Origin of the sequence: Fulvivirga sp. M361 (genome assembly GCF_007097395.1) — a bacterium.
GTDB lineage: Bacteria > Bacteroidota > Bacteroidia > Cytophagales > Cyclobacteriaceae > Fulvivirga.
Genome location: NZ_VKDC01000006.1, coordinates 22,747 through 40,398 on the forward strand (window position 1 = coordinate 22,747; position 17,652 = coordinate 40,398).

General features: G+C 41.6%; 10 protein-coding genes. 4 read left to right on the forward strand and 6 right to left on the reverse strand.

Annotated elements, in window-relative coordinates; genetic code table 11:
- Positions 1-199: 199 nt before the first annotated feature.
- On the forward strand, positions 200-1,207 hold the full coding sequence (locus tag FNH22_RS07605; RefSeq protein ID WP_143397757.1) for a 2-hydroxyacid dehydrogenase: 1,008 nt from the start codon (positions 200-202) through the stop codon (positions 1,205-1,207).
- A gap of 336 nt (positions 1,208-1,543) precedes the next feature.
- Here the strand turns inward: FNH22_RS07605 and FNH22_RS07610 are convergent, their stop codons facing one another.
- From FNH22_RS07610 to FNH22_RS07620, 3 genes are all read right to left on the reverse strand, one after another.
- Positions 1,544-2,059, reverse strand: a complete 516-nt coding sequence (locus FNH22_RS07610) for a hypothetical protein (protein WP_143397758.1) — start codon at positions 2,057-2,059, stop codon at positions 1,544-1,546.
- A 170-nt stretch (positions 2,060-2,229) separates the two neighbouring features.
- Complete coding sequence (locus tag FNH22_RS07615) at positions 2,230-2,874, reverse strand: hemolysin III family protein (protein ID WP_143397759.1); 645 nt, start codon at positions 2,872-2,874, stop codon at positions 2,230-2,232.
- Positions 2,875-3,062: 188 nt separating this feature from the next.
- Positions 3,063-3,692, reverse strand: a complete 630-nt coding sequence (locus FNH22_RS07620) for a TetR family transcriptional regulator (RefSeq protein WP_143397760.1) — start codon at positions 3,690-3,692, stop codon at positions 3,063-3,065.
- A gap of 459 nt (positions 3,693-4,151) precedes the next feature.
- Between FNH22_RS07620 and FNH22_RS07625 the strand changes: the two genes are divergently transcribed.
- Positions 4,152-7,292, forward strand: coding sequence for a SusC/RagA family TonB-linked outer membrane protein (locus FNH22_RS07625; protein ID WP_143397761.1), 3,141 nt, complete (start codon positions 4,152-4,154; stop codon positions 7,290-7,292).
- 10 nt (positions 7,293-7,302) lie between these two features.
- A complete protein-coding gene (locus FNH22_RS07630; protein WP_143397762.1) occupies positions 7,303-8,781 on the forward strand; it encodes a SusD/RagB family nutrient-binding outer membrane lipoprotein in 1,479 nt (492 codons plus the stop codon).
- A gap of 248 nt (positions 8,782-9,029) precedes the next feature.
- On the opposite strand, the gene FNH22_RS07635 is transcribed toward FNH22_RS07630, so the two are convergent.
- The 3 genes from FNH22_RS07635 to FNH22_RS07645 all read right to left on the reverse strand — a co-directional run bounded on the left by FNH22_RS07635 (position 9,030) and on the right by FNH22_RS07645 (position 14,073).
- Complete coding sequence (locus FNH22_RS07635) at positions 9,030-9,296, reverse strand: hypothetical protein (RefSeq protein WP_143397763.1); 267 nt, start codon at positions 9,294-9,296, stop codon at positions 9,030-9,032.
- Between the two features lie 447 nt (positions 9,297-9,743).
- Positions 9,744-12,074, reverse strand: a complete 2,331-nt coding sequence (locus FNH22_RS07640; RefSeq protein ID WP_185154117.1) for an alginate lyase family protein — start codon at positions 12,072-12,074, stop codon at positions 9,744-9,746.
- A gap of 775 nt (positions 12,075-12,849) precedes the next feature.
- Positions 12,850-14,073 carry an alkaline phosphatase family protein gene (locus FNH22_RS07645; RefSeq protein WP_143397765.1) on the reverse strand — a complete coding sequence of 408 codons (1,224 nt, stop codon included), beginning with the start codon at positions 14,071-14,073 and terminating at the stop codon, positions 12,850-12,852.
- Positions 14,074-14,631: 558 nt separating this feature from the next.
- Here FNH22_RS07645 and FNH22_RS07650 point away from each other — a divergent pair.
- Complete coding sequence (locus tag FNH22_RS07650) at positions 14,632-17,652, forward strand: TonB-dependent receptor (protein WP_143397766.1); 3,021 nt, start codon at positions 14,632-14,634, stop codon at positions 17,650-17,652.

Below are 17,652 nucleotides of genomic sequence, written 5' to 3' on the forward strand. Positions count from 1 at the left end.
CACTTAATGCAAAACGTTTAGCGGGCTGTTCGGGCTTTTGTGATGGAAGTATAGGTTGAATAATTTATGGCTTTACGATACTTCGGTGTGTTTATTCCGGTGGCTTTTCATGCTAACATTAGACGTTTGGTATTTATCTTTAAGTATAAGGAAAGCTTCATTCTACCTAGTATGTTTTGTATCAGATTTTTATAGATCAATGAAAGTAGCTGTATATAGTACCAAACCGTATGATAAAACATTTTTCGATGCAGAAAATAGTGGACATAAATGTGAAATAACTTATTTCGAGGATCCCTTAACGGAAGAAACGGCCTTTTATACCAGTGATTTTGATGCGGTCTGCGTGTTTGTCAATGATCAGCTTGACCATACTGTAATACATCAATTGGCGAAGAATGGAATAAAACTGATTGCTTTACGTTGTGCCGGGTTTAATAATGTTGATTTACAAGCTGCTTCAGACCACGGTATTGCTGTGGTCCGTGTTCCGGCATACTCACCTTATGCAGTGGCAGAACATGCACTGGCATTGATCATGACATTAAATAGGAAAACCCACCGGTCTTTTAACCGGGTCAGGGAGAGTAATTTTTCACTTAACGGGCTTATCGGATTTGACCTTCACGGTAAAACTGTGGGAGTGATCGGTACCGGTAAAATAGGGCGCATATTCTCGCGTATTATGTTAGGGTTAGGTTGCAAAGTAATAGCTTATGATCCTTTTCCTGATGAAGGGCTTCAGCAGTCCGGAATAGCTTACGCTACGTTGGATGAGCTTTATTTGGCATCAGATATTATTTCCCTTCAGTGTCCTTTAACCCCCGAAACCTACCACCTGATCAACGAGAATTCCTTGCAAAAGATGAAAAATGGCGTAATGCTTATCAACACCAGCCGGGGTGGGCTGATAGATACTAAAATACTGGTTAAGGCACTTAAAAGTGGTAAAATAGGCTATCTGGGTATTGATGTATATGAGCAAGAGGAGGCTATCTTCTTTAAAGACCTTAGTGATCAGATCGTTCAGGATGATCTTATTATGCGACTTATCACTTTCCCCAACGTTCTTATCACATCACATCAGGCGTTTTTTACCGATACTGCTATGCAGAATATTGCAAGCACTTCTTTAGGTAATATAACAGCCTTTTTCAACGCGGGTAAAATTCAAAATGAAGTGAATCCGGATTGGGTGAAGGCTTGAGCGAACCACTTGCAAAGACTACTACAGATGTCTGTAAGTGTTACTTAGGCCACTCATGAAAAATAGTTTTAGCTCAGAAGAAAGTGTGTTTTTGGCGTTTAGACGCACTGTTTTATGGACGATGTTGGTATTTTGAACCTCAAAATCAGTGGGATTATGCCATTTTTGAGGTTTTTACTCGCTACCACGGTCTGATTGGTAATAAGCGACTGAGCAATATCATTTTTCAACCGATTTTTAATATTATGATAATCAAATAGTTATGTATCTTGTTGCCAGTAACCCAGTGGCTAGCGCCCAGCAACAAAAACTTGAAAATTACTTTTCAAGTGAACCCTACTTAATTGAATCAGTGGTTGAAATTACTTTGGAATCTTGTATATCCAAATGGGCGGATTGACCGCTCAATAACTTCCAACCATCTTTCCTCTTGATCAAAGTGCCTGACTCAATCATCAATACAGAAGACACATCTCCAAATGTATTATGTATCACGCCTTTAACCACTCCGGAATAAGTAGCAATTTCATGTGTAATAGGAAAGACCTGTAGTGTGTCCCAGCTAAACTCTACCTTTTCCAGGTGCCTGGCGTTTTCTTTCAGGATAATTTTGACAGAATCATAAGAGAGAGCTGACCTGTAACCGGGAGGAGCCCAAAAGAAATCCCTGGATTTATCAAGATATCTGAATTCCGCCATTAGGCCATCTCTTTTTATGTCGTCGAAATAATGACCGAACATTTCCAGAATATCATCACGGATCAGCGCTTTTTCATCCTCACTGAGTGGTTCGGATATAGTACAGGAAACCAGTAAAATGAAAGATAATAAGAGTGTCAGATACTTTGTCATGAGCGTCTTTTGTCTTGGATACTACGACGATTGATGCTAAAAGTAATGCTATGAGTTGAGAAAGTACTCATACTAAAGTACCAAACCACCCACTTTTTACTGAAATGATTTAGTCTTTTTTGAGAAAAGACAGATCGAATACGGTAGAGTAGGAGTGAATTTCCTTGCCCTTACAGAAGGTAAAAAAAGACTGAGATAAAGTGAAGTGTAGTGCCTAACAGGACGAAAATATGAAAAATGGCATGGTTGTATGGTACACGGTGTAATAAATAAAACACGGCGCCTATGGTGTAGCTTGCTCCACCCAGTAGAAGATAGACCAGTGCCCCGGTCTGTAAACTTTCTACCAAGGGCTTGGCTGCTATTACAGCTATCCAGCCCATTAATACATAGCCTAAAGTGGAAATTCTATTGTATTTCCCGGCGTAGAATAATTTGATGATAATGCCTATCAGTGCCAGGCCCCAGGTGATGCCAAACAGAACCCAGCCAATGGTGCCATTTAATGCCACCAGGCAATAGGGAGTGTAGGTGCCGGCTATTAATACATAGATGGCCGAATGGTCAAGGATATTTAGCTTTTTACGAAGCGTTTTTTTCTTTGCCGAATGATAAAGTGTGGAAGCCAGATAGAGCAACGCCATGCTACTTCCAAAAATGGTGAAACTTACAATGTGCCACACTGAACCATACAGGCTGGAAAATGTGGCAAGCAATGCCAGTGCAGCAATACTTAATACAAAACCTGCCAGGTGTGTGACAACATTTAAAACCTCTTCTTTACGAGGGTAGTAGGTAAGGATATCTTTAGTCATACGTATGAACTTATAACACAAAAATAATGAGTTTAATTGCGTTGTAATGACATTTTATTTATTAAAGTATATCGATTTTGATCGAAGCATTTAGGTGGTGGGGCGCCAATTATTGTAATGGAAGAACAGGTAGAAATGGTGCTTTTATAATTATTTAATTATCAGTGATTTGTATTTTTTTTGACCTTTTAAGTCGATACACTATGGACAGGCGTTACATTGGTTTTTATATCCAATATTTCCATAGTTTTATTTTTGTAGATTTCCATTTTGTTTTCGTATTCCTTTGGATCATTGACCATGCTCAGGTAGTAATACGCTCCATCTAAGAAAAGGAAAACCAAATCGGCCAATTGGTGAGTATCTTCTGCCACCAGATATCCATCTTTTTTGCACCGCTGAAGAATGTCATTTAGCATGAGACGTAGTGAATCGTGCAGGGCTTTAAACTTTTCCTTAATGGCATCATCCCGGAATATAAACGTAAAGCAGTTGTAGTAGACATCATCATCCACCAGCTTGTTCCATTTCCTGGAAAACAAATTATCAATAATTTCATGCAATGCTTCCAGGGAAGTTTGGTCCTTGTTTGATCTGACCTTATACAAGTTTTTATACCGGTCTAAGATATATTCTATCAAACCCAGTATGAGCTCTTCTTTTGAACTGAAGTAATGAATGATCAGGCTTGGGTTTATCCCCATATTACCTGCCAGTTTACCAATAGATACATTATGAAGCCCCTCCTTTTTAGCAGTTTTATAAAAAGCTTGAATGATTTCTTTACGACGATCCGATCTAAGGCTTTTCCTACCCATATGCAGTGCTATAATTATTGAAACAACATTTCTTTTAAAAATTAGTTTGAATTGAACATTCATTCAATTCATGTCCCTGATTTTTTTGTCAGGTATTCAGAACAACTTTTACTTTACAGGTGAATAAGATAACATATTATTCATTGTGACATTTAAAGAAGGTCTACATTTTACCCTACAGGCTTAGTGGCATAATGAATGACACTGACACATTGAATAAATACATCAGCAAGGCTTCCTGTCACTGTTCTAACGATAATCCAAATTTGGATGAAAACCATCGGTTTTCAAACTTCCTGGTCTTAATAGTATGTTAATTTAAATTGAATGAATGTTCAATTTAAATTAACTTCTGCTTAATCCCTTGGTAACGGCTGTTTCCTAATCTTGTGTGGGGTATTATTCTGCTGTTTTTAAAGACTTTACCCGGAAATTTTAATCACTAATCACACAACCACTATGGGAGAATTATTTACTATTCGTAGCCTGATACATAAGCTTAAAAGGCATGTATCCGTGCTTGTTTGTTTTTACCTGGGATGGATGAATGTAGTATCAGCTCAAACTACTGCAATTTCAGGTAACGTGACATTGTCAGACGGTCAGTCCGTTCCGGGAGTTAGCGTAACCGTTGAAGGTACCACGTTTGGTACCATCACCGATGCCAATGGAAACTATAAGCTCTCTTTGAATTCAACAGATGCCAGCCTGATTTTCTCCTTCATAGGGTACCAGACAGAAAGGGTCGAAGTGAAAAATCAATCTGTTATTGACATTGTTCTGGTCGAAGATGTGAAGGAATTACAAGAAATAGTAGTGACGGCCCTGGGTGTAAAACGTGACAAAAAAGCGTTAGGGTATGCTACCCAGGAAGTAGACGGGCAATCACTGGTCAAGGCAAGGGAGCCTAATGTTATGAGCAGTTTAACAGGTAAAGTTGCAGGCCTTGTAGTTAATAATCAAACGGACCTCTTCAGCTCGCCTCAATTCCAACTGAGGGGTGAAACCCCTTTAATAGTGGTAGATGGCCTGCCTAATGATACTGATTTTTGGGATATAAGCCCTGACGATATCGAAAAAATAACCGTTTTGAAGGGTACTACTGCTTCAGCTCTCTATGGTTCAATAGGCAAGGACGGAGCCATCATGATCACCACAAAAAAGGGTAGCTCAAACGGCGGTGGCACCCAGGTGAAGTTTAACTCAAGTACCATGTTTCAGGAAGGGTTCATTGCCATTCCCGAAGTGCAGTCTACTTATGGAGCTGGCTTTGGCGGACAATATGCCTTCGTGGATGGTAAAGGAGGAGGTATCCAGGACGGGGCAGGCTGGATCTGGGGGCCTAAGTTCGAGGGGCAGTTAATCCCACAGTTTGATAGTCCTGTGGATCCCGTCACCGGGGAAAGAACACCTACGCCATGGACAGCCAGGGGAAAAGACAACCTCAATAACTTTCTTAGGACAGGTTTAATTTCCACTAACAATATCAGTGTTTCCGGGGGTAATGAATTAGGGGATTTTAGAGTGTCTGCGTCCCACCAATATCAAAGAGGTATGGTGCCCAATACTGATTTAAACAATTCCACCTTTACACTATCCGGAGGATACAATTTTTCCAAAAAACTCAGAGCTGATGCGTCATTTACCTATAATAAACAGTATACCGACAATTTTCCTGCACTGGGATACGGCCCTCAAAACTACATTTATAATGTATTGCTTTGGCTCGGTACCGATGTAGATGTCAATTCCCTGCGTGATTATTGGATTGAAGGCCAGGAGGGACTCCAACAAAATCATTATAATTTAAGGTGGTACAATAATCCCTTTTTTCAGGCTTTTGAAAATGAGCGAGGCTATTACAAAGATGTGAATTACGGACAATTTTCAATGAATTATGATTTTACGGATGACTTGAGCCTAATGGTCCGGTCAGGAGTGAACTGGTCTAACCTGAACCGTACAGAAAACACGCCTTATAGTTTTGTGGGGACCAACCTGAATGGGGAGTTTAGCCTTTCCAATGAGACCAGGTTCAGGATTGTATCCGATTTCCTTCTTAACTACAGCAAAGAGTTGAGCCAGGACTGGGCTGTGAGGGCTTCAATAGGCGGAAGTAACAACTTTACAACATTGCGTTCTTCTTCTGTAGAGACGGATGGCTTAAATGTACCGGACCTGTATAACATATCTAATTCCAGGGGACCTGTCAGAGGTTCAAATCAGGAAGTACAAACCAAGTTGAACAGTCTGTATTTTACGAGTGAGGTAAGTTTTTTGAATGCTGTTTTCCTCGGGTTCACCGGGAGGAACGATTGGTCTTCATTCCTGCCTCCTGATAACAACTCTTTCTTCTATCCGTCAGCCTCATTAGGCCTGGTAGTTTCCGACCTGGTAGCAGTACCTGATGCTATCCCTTACCTCAAATTCAGGACCTCCTGGGCCCAGGTGAGAAGTGACAGGCTTTCAGATACCGATTTTTTTGTCACCACACCTACCTATAATGAAGGTACCACCTTTGGAAGTACAGGCTCTGTTGTATTTCCCGGAGTGAAGGCGAATCCAAGCCTGAAACCTGATTTAACCTCTACACTTGAAATAGGGACTGACATAAGATTTTTGAAGAACAGGATAGGGTTGGACGTTACCCATTATCGGTCTTTAGATGAAGACCTGCTTACTCAGCGAACAGTTGCCAATTCATCAGGGTTTAGCTCGATCATTGAAAATGCAGAAGAAAAATACTTACGTCGCGGATGGGAAGTTGTACTTAACGCTACTCCTGTAAAGTCTGATGCCTTTGAGTGGAATACAACGATTAACTGGAGCCGGCATCGGAGAATACTTGAAGAGCTGCCTTCCGGTGAAACCGAACTGAATGGGGTGAAAAAAGGAGAACGTACGGACATTTATTTGGGAGATGCTTTCCTTCGTTCACCCGGTGGCGCTATTATTTATGATGAAGACTCAGGCCTTCCTTTAACAGATCCTTTCCGACAGATCCTGGGCCACATTTCACCAGACTGGAACTATGGTATTACCAACAGTTTCAAATACAAAAACTTCTCTCTGGATGTCTCTGTTGATGGCCGTCACGGTGGTGTATTCTGGTCACAAACCATCCGGAAAATGCTTTGGGGGGGTACCCATCCGGCTACAGTCAACGAATTCAGGGACATGGACATCCAGGGAGTTGCTTCTTACGTGGGGGATGGGGTTATTGTCACAGAAGGTGAGTTGATAACCGATGCCGATGGGAACGTCATATCTGACACCCGTTCTTTTGCGCCAAATACTACTGAAAGCTTCTATTTTGATTGGGTCAACAGGTTCTATCACGGCCCGACGGAAGAACCTAATATCCAGGACCAATCCTTTATTAAGTTAAGAGAAGTGGTTTTTACCTATCAGCTTCCAAAACAATTGTTAAAACGTACTTTCATTGAAAATGCGTCCATATCATTCGTAGGCAGAAACCTGCTTATGAAATCCAATGTCGATTTCCTCGACCCCGAATCCATCAATATCAATACCGGGGAAGAGCTGCTACAAACACCTTCACCGAGAAGTTTCGGAGTTAATCTGAACATGACATTCTAAAAAAACAGACATGAAACGAATAAAATCTATAAGGCTCATTACCCTGATCGCAGTGATCTGCCTGACCTCCTGTGAAAGTTTTGATGACCTTGCCATTAACCCTAATGAGCCTACACAGGTAAACCCTTCATTAATTCTTACCAACCTTGAAGTCCGTGCTTTTGAAAAAGTTGATCTAAATGCGGCATTAGCGGTAAGGTATATGACTTTTACGGATAACGTAACGGATTTTCAGTACTATGGATGGCAGAGGTTTAACTTTAATGAATACGATGACCTCCGGCAGGTCCAGAAAATGATCGAAGAAGCGGAAAGGATCGATGCGGTGAACTTCATTGCCCTTTCTAAGTTTTTCAGGGCCTATTTCTATCATGAACTTACTCAACGCTATGGTGATATTCCGTATGGAGAGACATTGGCAGGCTTTGAAGATAATTTCGAAGCTGAGTATATTCCACAGGAAGAGGTCTATATTGGGATCCTTAAGGACCTGACCGAAGCAAACGAAGAGCTGGACGAATCGAATGGCGTAATTGACGGTGATATTGTATATGGTGGTAATATTACCCAATGGAAAAAGTTGATTAACTCATTCCATCTGAGAGTGCTGATGAATTTATCGCTCAAAGAAGGTAATACACGGTTTAACGTGCGAAGCGCCTTTGCCAATATCTTCAACAACCCTGGAGACTTCCCCATTTTTGAACGTAATGAGGACAATGCACAATTGGTTTTTCAGGATCTGGATGGGAGCAGGTATCCGGAGTTCCAGAACAGATCGCTGCCGACGGCCTACTATTTTTCATCTTCTTTTATAAATATGTTAAAAGAACGTGAAGACCCGCGCTTATTTAAGATCGCACAACCGGATGTTAAGTCAAGGCAAGCAGCCAATCCGGGGTTTGAAACGGATTTTGATTCTTACTCCGGTTTAGATGCAGGAGCACCCTTGTCAGAGAATGTAGCTGCCGTATCGGATGAGGGATTAGGCTCATTGATGGCTGAGCGATATGCAAATGATCCGGTGAACGAACCAGGTATTGCACTCGGTTATGCAGAAGTATCCTTTATACTGGCGGAAGCCGTATCCAGGGGGTGGATAAACGGTAATGCGGCTGAGTTTTATGAGGATGGAATTAGGACGTCCATGGAGTTTTATGATATTCCTGAGACAGACATCGAAGCTTATCTTCAGCATCCCCAGGTAATATACGATGCAGGTCAGGGGCTAGAGATGATCATTACACAAAAATACATTTCGTTTTTTATGAACTCTCAACTGGAGCCTTTCTACAACCAGAGAAGGACAGGTTTCCCAACTTTCAGAGTAGGGCCGGCTACACTCAATGGAGGAGAAATACCCAAAAGATGGATGTACCCTGAACAGGAGCTTGATTTTAACCAGGTAAATGTTAATACAGCCATTCAGCGTCAGTTTTCTGGCAATGATAACATCAACGGGGTTATGTGGCTATTACAGGAGGAATAACGATCCGCTGCAATCACTATAAATGTCAGAGGAAAAGGTCTGTGATCTTTTCCTCTTTTTTATTTAGGCCTTCTCTGAAAATTAAAATGGTAGGAAAGCATCCGATTTGAATGAAATAAAATGTATTTGATGAAGTAGCAAGCATTCTCTGTCAAAGCGACCTGAGCCTCATTTACCAGTCACCAGCACCCAACATACACTCCGCTTTTCCGTTAAGAGATCAAAATGAATTTTCAATGGAGCCCTGTTTACACCTGCTTTTCAACCTTTCTGTATTTCCACATTCCATAACAAGCGATCAGTCCCCAGAACAGGTTGGCCGTAGTGGCCGGGTAAGAGTGGTCATAAATGGTGTTGATCACCAGAAACAGGCTGCCAAGGATATTAAAAACATGATAAGTCTTTGTCTTCACGGTCCATTTGCCCCGGTTTAGCTGCAGGTAAGACACGATAAAAAGTACAGTTCCTAACCATCCCATGGACAGGATGAAATATTCCGAAGAAATATCTATCATAAAGCTGATTTAACGTGAGTTTGGGAAAAAAATTATTAAAAAAACTACTTTAACGTGAATATCGAATAAGGAATTAGTATGATATTTTAAACAGTTGTCTATTGAAAAAGGCTGTTTTTGAGTGTGTTAAATTTTTGATTTTCAGTATGTTGATCCTAAAAAAACAACCATTGTGTTAAAAGATAAAGTTATAGAATTTTTCGTTGAGGCCGATGACTTCTGTCTGGAGTTTGAGGTAGAAATTAAAAAGCATTTAATCGGGTAAAAGAAAGCTGGATGCCAACTTAGAAAATCTCAACCATTTGATGATGAGATCATTTACACCCTAATCCTTTTCCACTTTTTTAAATGTGGACTAGTAATTTCCAATTGGAATAACAAATTCAAAAAAACAGTATCACGCATACCAGCGCGATACTATTCAATTCATAAGGATCAAATCACATACTATTTCATCAACAGCATCCGATCCATAAAAACTTTATCTCCTATTTGTATCCTGGAGAAATAAATACCTGGACTTGTGCTACTTCCTCTCGAATCTGTAGCTTCCCAGGTGATCTCGTATTCACCTGCCAACTGATACTCACTTACCAGCTCTCGTACTTTCTGTCCCATGGCATTAATGATAAGCAGGGTTACCTGGCTATCTTCTAAAAGTGAGTATTTGATTTTCGCATAAGATATGAACGGGTTTGGATAAATTGAACTCGCAATCATAGGTACTTCCTGAGATCGGGGTTTATGCACCTCTGAACTTGCTGTTCTTGCGCCAGCTCCTCCACGACTACTTTCAGCTGGTCCATTGCCTGTTGGGTTGGGTTGACTATCCAGTTGAATTACAAATTTGTCCAGACGCGTTCCGTTTTCTCTATAGCTAATCTCCAGGGTATGACTTCCACTATTTAAGCTGTTGACCATGGTATTGTTCGTCGAATACCAGATCCCTACGCCGTTTCTGGAATTCTCTCTCACCCAGGTTCCATTATCGATTCTCCAGAAGAAGGAATCGTCATTACCTCCGGCAGAATATATTCTGAACCAAAATGCATAATCCCCACCCGTGGAGATATCAAAATTGTAAGAAGCAAGGCACTCCGCAGTAGTGCAGACAGGCGTATTTTGGGTCGTGTTGAATTGCGGATCGATCTCTATGTATTCACCTTCAGATGCGCTGTTATCAGTAGCAATGATCCAATTGGAACCGATAGTTCCGTGCTCTGCTTCAATAGAAAGTACTCCTCCGCTTTCCTGGAATGCACCGCTGGTTCCGCCGCCCCCCTGAGTGGTGGCTGAAGATTCATTTGAGAAACCTGAATTCCCATCTGTATTATATGCCCGAACCCGATAAGTGTAAGTAGTAGAAGCCGTTAAACCTGTATTGCTGTAATTGGTCACATTAGCACCTACGGTAGCAATTTCTGTGAAGCTGCCACCACTCTGTCTTTCGATTCTGAAGCCATCTTCATTGTTTGCATTGTCTGTCCAGGTCAGGTTTATGGTAGTAGAAGAGGCCGCCATAGCAGATAGTCCGGATGGTGCAGATGGAATCGTAGGTGTAGGACCGGAACCACCGGACATATCTCCCTGGGTCAGTGTGATCCATGTATTACCTTGCGCTCCATTGAGGGGTCTGTTATTTTGGACCCATGTTCGCAATTCAGGAATGACATCATATCGAGAGTTTGCCCATTCATAAGCATTCTTGCGGGTAGCCAGATAATCAGGGTTACTATTCCATGGAAAAGAAATTCCGCCTTCATCCCATCGCCACATCCATTCAACCACATCTTGCAATGTTGCGCCTTCTTCTGTTTGCAAGCTGGTATAATCAAACCCTGCATAGCGGGCGATATCAAATGCCTGCACCATAGTAGTCATAGCGTATTGGGTATAGGTGATCCCTTTTCTTCCGCCAGACCGCACAACCTCTCGCTCTAAATAAACGCCTTGGTTGTCTTTCGAAATTTTCCATTCTGAGCCTGGATTTCTTACACTCCCGTCAGTGCGTGAATAGAAATAGCTCTTCAGTTGCACTAGTGCTTCTTGTAAGTGATTCGGGTCCTCTAACACAATCGCCGCGGCAATCAAACCTAAGAGTCCGGCATCTTTCCAATTGTTATCCTTTACTCTACTTACCTCTCTCACGGCACCTGAACCCGTCAGTACTTCATTTCCCCACCAGGCCTTAAACGCTTCCCGGTCTGTACTGGTCCAGCCAGAATAATTGTAAATCAAATCTGCGGCATACAACATCCCTGAGAAATAAGAACCCAGTTGCAGCCCTCGGTCATCCCCGGAGAAAGTGGTCGCCGTATTCGTCCAGTCCATCAAAATCTCCTCTGCTTTCTCAGCATAGGTAGTGTTGTCTGTGAGCGCATAGGTCAACGCCAGCGTATAGGCAGCATAGCTATGTTCCCATAATACATCTCTGGCAGCTTGCAGTCCTGCGCCATCCTGATGACCACCGGGAATCCAAAGGTTGGATGGGGCAATGGAGGTAAACTGAAGCTGTAGGGTCGCCTCAGCAAGCAGATCATTATAAGCCGATATTTGCGGTTCTGCATTATTGGCAATACGGTCTTTCAGCGTATTGAGGTCTGCTTGATTCAATACCGTCATTGGGTGACTAAACTGGACACCTGATACATCTATGTTGTATTCAGTCCTCCAGGGTTCCGGCGCTCCTGGAAAGCTCTGACCAAGAACATTTATGGTCAAGAGTAAACAAGCATACAATGGCATGCCCAACAAACTTTTTTTGTAAAGAGATTTCATTTTCATAAGGTTTATAGATAGTAGTAAGCGATTTATTTGGTTAAGCCTTATCCATACATCTTGCTCTGTCAACCCTCCCACATCCATTATGACAGAAACTTCGGTTGTTATATAGTTAGGTACTTGCAGACTAGTACTTGTTAACCATTTTTAATCCCTCCAAGAGTGTACTTGCCATGGATATCTGAGCAGTTATCATAAGTGTATCCTTTCACATTCACTGTCGCAAAAGGAAGTAACACTATAGTGAAAGCATCAGATATTGTTTCATACATCGTTTTCGTTGAAAAATTACAGGCTATATAACTCAACATATCGTAATTAATGTAAAGAGGTATTTGATTGTCAAGCTCAGAAAATGGCTTGGGTAAAAGTGAGAAAAGCTTTACAAATCAAATTCAGATTTGAAGCGAATACACTTGATAACACTTCAACCTTTTACACCTGACAAAAATGCTATTTCATAACAGGTTTGATCTTTTGTATAGTATCAAAATCGTCTTGTATTGTGCTATATATTGAAAAGATTCAATAGACACCTCCTAAAATCAGTAACTATAGATTGATCAGGCAATTTCAACCCTCATTTTTAAGAATATTGCAATTTGTACTCTTAGAGGCTTGATTTCTTACTCATCAATCAACTTCGCGAGTAGATAACCCATTTAATATTTGAGCATGTTTAACATGTTGTTTGTCCCTTACAGCAATTCATCTGATTCATGCCATAAGAAACCAGGGTGAATTAAGGTGCTTTGGTACATTGCTAATGCGATCAATTTAAAAATACCCATGTATTGGTTTGATTAAAAGGAGCTTTCAACAGTATTTTATGTGTGCCGGAAGTTAAATCGAACCCTGTTTTGAACGTTCCCGCTTTTACATCAGCTTTCCCGATCAACAGGTATTCGTCTTTTTTACCTTCTTTAAAGTTGTTTGTAGTGGTGTGATAGATCTCTACTTCACCTGAACCATCAACGACATCCCATGTCACTTCCAACGTTTCACTTTCTATGGAGGCCTTCATGTTCATCACAGATATTTTACCTAGAAAAGGGGTCCCATCAAACTCAGCGCTGATCTCATCAGAAGGGGTTATATTCAGGTGGCGCAACAAAGTTGGAGTGATGTCTACAATAGCAGGTGTAGCGTTAAACCTGGCATTTAGATCATGTTGATTAGTAATGATCCATGTTGTGCGCTCTCTTTCGGATTGACCCCCATGGTTTTTACCCTTCTTGCTGTCTCTGCCATGATCTGTGGTGACTACCAGCATCCAGTCTTCATTATGCTCCTGTTTTCTGTACTGCACGGCATCCCATATTCTCTTTACCTGGATATCCGCCTTTTGTATGGCGTCGTTTAACTGTGGGCTGTCTCCATACATGTGTCCCATGTCGTCAGTATATTCAAGATACACCCAGGATAAGTCCGGAGCGTCCGTTTTAATATATTCAGCGGCATGTTGAGATACGTGTTCATCTATATTGAAAATGAATTTTCTGCCAGTCAGGTGGGGAAAAGAAGAGGTATCATGTTCAAAACCGTCGAATGAGTGGTCCAGTTGAAGACCACCTGCCGTCGGTTTTCCTTCTCCAATGAGTTTGGTACGATTGTCCTCCCAGGTAGAAAAAATCGCTGTTTTCAATGTTGGGTCCGCCCTTTCAACTATCCTGAAAATATTCCAATAATGGTAGTTGGGTTTTTTCACCTTATTGCCCCATACGTTATGCTTATAGGCCCAGACCCCTGTGATCATGTTCATGTAGCCAGGTGCTGATATCGTGGGGGTCTCAGTGTAAGCACCGGTTTGTCCACCGACATATGATCGGGTGTAACCTCCTTGCCGAGCGATATGGTCAAGGGTAGGAGTGGCTACGTCTTCCAGTACATCAGCAGGGATACCATCCAGCAGAATGAAAACGGCTTTCTTCGTTTGAGCGCTACCATGAGCGACGAAGACCAGGAATATAGCTGTCACTGTAAGTTTTTTTATCATAGAAATATACATTAGCAAGATCTTGTATCAGAGTTTCAAAGTTATCGTTGTAATGTTATCCAATGGTTAATTGAATTTTATAGTTTGAATAAATGTTCAATTTAAGTCATTGTTCGGAACTTTTTTCCGTTCAATACACAGTGGCAAGTGATGAGATTCAAATAGCTAATCACCAGTCATATACTGTGCCTGCCTTATATTTTTGCATTAGGATCATATGGTAGTAAATATCACCTGCATATTCTTCCTGATTATTGAGTAAATACTATATAGTTTTTTATCACTTTTCATTGTATTTTTTGAAGAAGATGTGACTGATATCACTCTTTTTATTTCCAATTTTGATGTTTAAACATATGTATGTTTTTGATATTTTTTACTCATTTTTCCTTTAAAAATGAATGAGTGGTATATTTAATGTTTTTGCAATCGTTTGCGGTATGGTTTTCGTATATTTAATAGTACATGGTACTTTATATCACTTTATTAATGACTATTATTATAAACTGTATATCGGCTAATGCTGGCTGATAATTACTCAAATCTAAACCAACCTATATGAAGAAGACTTTACTACTAACGTTTATCATGTTGGCGGTATTTGGCATGGCCGAGGCTCAGAATACAGTGACCGGTAAGGTGACTGACGGAGCTGACGGAGCAGCAATACCCGGTGTGAATGTGGTCGAGAAAGGTACTACTAACGGTACCGTCACCGATTTCAACGGTAATTACACCTTGTCTATAGCGGATGGGGCCACCATTTTATTCTCATTTGTGGGATATGTTACCCAGGAAATACCGGCGGCCGGAAAATCCGTGATAGACATAAGCCTGTCAACAGATGTGCAACAACTGTCAGAGGTTGTGGTTATTGGCTATGGGACACAGGAGGCAGATGATGTTACAGGCGCTATTTCATCTATTGATGCTGAGAATTTTAATCCAGGAGTGATCAGTTCTCCGGAGCAATTGTTTGAAGGTAAACTGGCTGGAGTACAGGTGTCTGCCAATAGTGGAGAACCCGGGGCAGGAATTAATGTTAACATCAGAGGTTTTAATTCCATACGGTCTACCTCGCAGCCTTTGTTTGTGGTGGATGGAGTTCCTATCACTTCCGACAATCCGAATGCCGGCGGCGTAGCCATCTCAAGTGGCTCTTCATCCGCTCCTCAAAACCCATTGAGTTTCCTGAACCCTGACGATATAGCATCTATTGACATTTTGAAAGATGCTTCTGCGGCTGCAATTTTTGGTTCCAGAGCGGCCAACGGAGTTGTGTTGATCACTACGAAACAAGGGCAAAGTGGTAGTGGTACACTTGAGTACTCTTCCTATGGTTCTGTTGCTTTCATCAGAAATAAGCTGGACCTGCTGGACGCGGGTTCTTACGAAAACGCCATCAGACAACTCGCCGATGAAGCGGAAACACCTGATCAGCGGTCTTCATTGCTGGAGAACCTTGCAGGTGGTGATGTCGATTATCAGGATGAAATTTTCAGAGTGGGGGTTACACAAAGTCATAACCTGTCGTATGGTGGAGGTACGGAAGATTCCCGCTACCGTATCTCATTAGGATATCTGGACCAGGAAGGTGTGGTGGAAAACAGTCGATTGGAAAGGTATACGGCCAGGATAAATTCCAATCATAAGGCCTTAAACGATCGTGTAAGTATTGATCTGCAATTGACAGCTACAAGAACTGAAACGCTACATCCTCCTATTGAAGAAGGAGCAAATGCTACCGGGGACTTGATCATTAACGCCTTACGGGCCAACCCCACGTCATCACCTTTTGAAGATGACGGTTCCGTGGTGATCTCTCCCAGCAATCCGCTTGCGTTACTTGAATTCATTGATGACAATTCTGAGATGAACCGTGTGTTAGGAAATGTATCTGTAGGCGTTGAGATCGTGGAAGGGCTATCTTACAAATTTAATATGGGCGGTGACGCTGCCAATTCAGAAAGGAGGACGGATTTTTCCGCTCTTTTACCTACAGAGTCTAACAGTGGGTCAGGGACTATAAACGTACTGGAAACAAGTAGCCTGGTTTTCGATAATACGTTGAACTATGTAAAGACATTTGGTGAAGATCATCGCATAGATTTCCTGGTAGGCCACTCGTATCAACAGTTCAGAAGGAGAGGGTCTTTTATTTCCCGTGGAGATCCTATTTTACCTACGATAGACATTACGCCAAACATCGCCTTTGCTTTAGAAAGTAATAATGAGCCTACTTCATTTTTAAGGTTTCGGGAGATACAGTCTTATTTCGGACGTGTCAACTACGACTTTAGAGATAAATACTTGTTTACGGCTACAGTCCGTGTGGATGAGTCTTCCGTGTTTGGTCCCAGGAACAGCAGTGGTACATTCCCCTCTTTTTCCGCAGGATGGCGGTTAAGTGAAGAGACCTTTATACAGGACCTTGACGTATTTAGTAATTTGAAGCTCCGGGTAGGTTATGGGATACTTGGTAGTCAGGATATTCCGGAACGTCAGCAAGTATTTGCTTTTTCTACCGATGCCACTACCCGCTTTATCAATGGAAATGACCGATTACCAGGCCTTGCATTAATCAGAACACCTAATCCTGATCTGAAATGGGAAGAACAACGACAGTTTAATATCGGGATAGACTTTGGGTTATTCGACGGACGTTTAACAGGTTCTTTTGATTATTTCAATAAATCACAAGATGATCTTCTGGTGTTTATTCCAACAATACAACCCGCACCAACCAGTGGTCAATTTCAAAATATAGATGGAGATATAAGAAATACAGGCTTTGAGATTACACTGAGCAGTGTAAATATTAACCAGGGGGATTTTAGCTGGAATACGGATTTCAACCTTACTTCTGTTCAGCCAGAGGTCAGAGGTCTGGTCTTTACCCGTATCAATGGTGCAGAAGCTTCAGGACAGGGTCTTTCCGGAACCATTGTCCAGTATTTTACCAATGGCCAGGCACCCTTTGTGTTTTTAGGACGGGAGTTTACAGGCGTCGACGCAAGTGGTAACCCGCAATTTGTTCAGAATGAAAATGGTGCAGATGATCAATTCAGGGTGCTGGGAGACCCAATTCCAAATACGATCCTTGGTTTGACCAACTCCTTTAGATATAAAAAATTCGACCTGACCTTTCTTTTATCAGCACAACTTGGTTTTGAAGTGTATAACAACACAGCCAATTCATTATTTACAGCATCTTCTTTCAGGTCAGGTAGTAATGTTACAGAAGATGTGGCCAATGAAGCACTGAGTTCCGGTGAAACGGGAGGTAATCCGTTTTCAAGCAGGTTCATTGAAGATGGAGATTTTCTCAGGTTAACGAACGCTACCATCGGATATACTTTCGATGTTTCCAAGGTCAGCTGGTTGAACAGTATGCGTGTTTATCTGGCCGGGCAGAACCTGTTTTTGATCACGAACTATACAGGGTATGATCCTGAGGTAAACTCGCAACCCAATGCAACCAAAGTAAACAGTGTTGAGTTGCCATCAGCCCGTGGCATTGATAACTCAAGTTATCCGCGTCCGTCGACGGTGCAATTAGGATTAAATGTCAGGTTTTAA